This is a genomic window from Paenibacillus cisolokensis, assembly GCF_050481165.1.
GTDB classification, from domain to species: Bacteria; Bacillota; Bacilli; order Paenibacillales; family Paenibacillaceae; genus Paenibacillus_AH; species Paenibacillus_AH cisolokensis.
The window spans coordinates 1-3,269 of the sequence record NZ_JBCNFP010000069.1 but is presented as its reverse complement, the minus strand read 5'-3'; the positions used below and the strand labels follow the sequence as shown (position 1 = coordinate 3,269).

Sequence of the window (3,269 nt, the reverse complement as noted above, 5' to 3'; positions counted from 1 at the left end):
CACACTGACTTGACACTGACCCGCAAGACGGTAGAGTGGACGAAGGCGTATCAAAGCGGCCAAGACGCCAGAGAGCTATGTCTGACGCAAATTGCGGAATACGATGCGTGAACGATATATTGAACAGGCGATTTAATGTCTCGCCGCTTCTTGAAACAATGAATGGCGCGCACAGCGGTCGGCTGTGCGCGCCATTCATTGCCGGTTATTGCTTGCCGAGGAAACCGTCCTTGAAGATGTCCGTTAAATGGTCGAGCGTAATCGGATCGCTGTAGCTGGATGACTCCGTATCGATCTCGATGACGCGGTTGTTTTTGACCGCCGGAATGCTTTTCCAGACCTCGCTGGTCATAAAGTCATTTTTGCCTGTTGCGCTTCTGCTGATGACAATGAAATCGCCGGCGTACTCGGGCATTACTTCCTGCGAAAGCGTGTAGTAGCCCGGGCCAAGCGCATCCTGCTTGACTTTCTCCGGCATGGCCAAGCCCATAGCCTGATATAGAATCTCGGTGCCGCGCGCCCAATTGTTGCCAAGCACGTAAAAGTCCTTGGAGCCCGCTTCGAACACGGTCACGGTCACGTTGTCGCCGAATTTGACTTTGATCTCTTGGCCGATCGCTTCGGTACGCTGTTTGAAATCGTCGATCCACTGTTGCGCTTCCGATTCCTTGTTCAGCAGCTTGCCAATCTCCCGCTGCTGCGCAAGATAGTCCAGCTTGCCCCACGTGTATACGACGGTTGGGGCGATTTTGCCGAGCTCTTCGAGATTCTTCATGTGCGCGCCGGCGATAATCAGGTCGGGGTTTTGCGCCATGACGCTCTCCAGATCGGTCTCCGAGACGACGGCCACCCCTTTCAGTTTATCTGAGAAAAGACGGTTCCCCATCGTCCATTGATCTACACCGACCAGCTTGCCTCCCAGCGAGAGCACGTTTGGCGCATGGGCCAGGGCGACGATTCTCTGGGGTTTGGCCGGAATTTCGACGGGACCGGTCTCGGATTCGTAAGTACGCATTTCGGATGTCTCGTTTGCGGACGGCTGCGGCGTATTTGCCCCCTGAGAAGTGGAAGGACCCGCAGAATTGCCGCACGCGCTTACAATGACAGCCAGTAGAAGCAGTGCGATGCTCATGAAGGATGGTTTGATGTTCATGTTTACACATGTCCTCCTAGTTTGGGTGATGCTAGTTGTTGATAATGATTATCATTTTTAATACGAATTTCATTCTAGTAGATTCGTTTCTGGATGTCAATCCCACCGATGGCATCCCGCTGATTGTCGTTTGTCGTTGTACTGTGGAGACAATTTTAGGGGAGATTAGGTTATGGCGAATAGAGCATTCCCAAGAATCTCGATGGTTTTTTTGGAAAAACCTTCCATTTTGATGTCGAATCGTGTATGATTGGTGGGCGGGGTAAAGTGTTTTTAGGTCAATAGAACTAGATGCAGTGCCATCATCATGGGACAAGGAGAAGATTCGGTTGAAAAGAAAAATAGGGCTTTTGACGATTATTGCGGGAATCGCGGTGCTTGTTTTGGCTAATGCCGCATTCGCAAGGGAATATCTTTTTCCCAAAGACTATTACATAAGCATGTGCTCGGAGGATCCAGACGATCAAGTGTGCTTCGACTTTTGCGAGGATTTTCCTGACGAAGTGATCTGCAGCGGGGAAGCGGAGGCGCCGGAGGAGGGCGAACAGGCGGCGCAAGAGAGGACATCCGAATCGAAAAGCATCGTAGCGGCATTCAATCCGATTCATATCAAGGTTAACGGAGAAGAGTTTGCCTCCAACCATATCGTTCACGAGGGCACGACCTACTTGCCCATTCGGGCCTTGGCTGAGCTGCTCGAGCTGGACGTCCATTACTACGAAGCAACCCAGTCGGCCTACATCGGGATGCTTCCGGCGGGGGAAGTTCCGGATGAAGTAGTGGAGTCGTGGTTTAACGCGCCGCAGGAGACCGCCCAAGCCGAACCGCCTCTTGCGCCCGAGACCAAGACCATCGACGTTCTGACGAACCTGATTACGGTCAAGGTTCACGCGATGGAACTCGCTGACAGCAACTTTCTCTATGAAGGCACGACTTATGTGCCCATGAGGGCGGCTTGCGAGATTCTTGAGCTTCCTGTTCATTATAACGATGCGACGCAAACGGCGTATATCGGAAACGTACCTGCTGGTGAAGTGCCGGTTGAAGTATATAATGAGTGGTTTCCCGAACAGCAGTAAAAAAGCAGGGCCTATCTTTTGGCGGTGATCCGCCGACAAAATTTCACCGGGCCGCAGGTGACGACCGATGAGAAGGGTTCGTCGTCGGAGGCGTCGATCCTGATCATTTGATGAGGACGGTCGGCAAATGTTCAGTAACCGAAGGTGAAGACCGATGACGAAGGTTTTGTTCGTTATAGTCGTCTATCGCGAATAGTCTGGACAATAGTATGTCTTCTTTTCTATCCGGCTGCATTAGAATAGCCATAATGATGAAGGGCCGTAACGCTTTGAACGTTACGTCCCGCACAACAGCCTGCTTTAAGAGCGCTTGGGCTAACAAAGTAACAAGGAGTAGACCGGACCTGTGCTAGGGGGCGGTCTATTTCCGTTGTTCATGGATAGCGACGATGATTTGATTAGCTTCCACGGAATGCGTCACCTCCGGCTTCTTTCACATTGTAACGGACACGTAAGCCCTTAATGTGCTGAAAAGAGGCCGTTTTCATTTTTAACGGACAGGAGAGCAGCTAATGGCTCGGAAATGGATGGATACGTGTCTATTAATGCTAAATAAGCTCTGCTGTGTCCGTTACCTGTTAAAAAACGTCGATTTTACCGGAATAAGGGCGGTGGCGTCCGTTAGAATCGGCTTTTGCAGCCTTCGTGTCCAGCTCAGCCCGTCGCGCTGGATGCCAGCGCGACGGGCCCTAGTGTCCAGCGCAGCCCGTCGCGCCGGATGTCAGCGCCGCTCCGGGCCCTCGTGTCCAGCGCAGCCCGTCGCGCCGGATGCCCGCGCCGCTTCGGGCCCCAGTGTCCAGCGCAGCCCGTCGCGCCGGATGCCAGCACCGCTCCGGGCCCTAGTGTCCAGCGCCGCCCGTCGCGCCGGATGCCCGCGCCGCTCCGGGCCGTAGTGTCCAGCGCAGCCCGTCGCGCCGGATGCCAGCGCCGCTCCGGGTCCCAGTGTCCAGCGCAGCCCGTCGCGCCGGATGCCCGCGCCGCTTCGGGCCCCAGTGGCCAGCGCAGCCCGCAGCGCTGGATGCCCGCGCCGCTCCGGG

At 54.5% G+C, this 3,269-nt stretch carries 2 protein-coding genes; one reads left to right on the top strand and one right to left on the bottom strand.

Features of this window, described 5'->3' with window-relative positions; all coding sequences use genetic code 11:
- Positions 1-205 precede the first annotated feature (205 nt).
- Positions 206-1,153 carry an iron-hydroxamate ABC transporter substrate-binding protein gene (locus tag ABEV74_RS12230; protein ID WP_430146342.1) on the bottom strand — a complete coding sequence of 316 codons (948 nt, stop codon included), beginning with the start codon at positions 1,151-1,153 and terminating at the stop codon, positions 206-208.
- Between the two features lie 329 nt (positions 1,154-1,482).
- Here ABEV74_RS12230 and ABEV74_RS12225 point away from each other — a divergent pair, with 329 nt between their 5' ends.
- Positions 1,483-2,232, top strand: a complete 750-nt coding sequence (locus ABEV74_RS12225; RefSeq protein ID WP_430146340.1) for a stalk domain-containing protein — start codon at positions 1,483-1,485, stop codon at positions 2,230-2,232.
- The last annotated feature ends 1,037 nt before the right edge of the window (positions 2,233-3,269 follow it).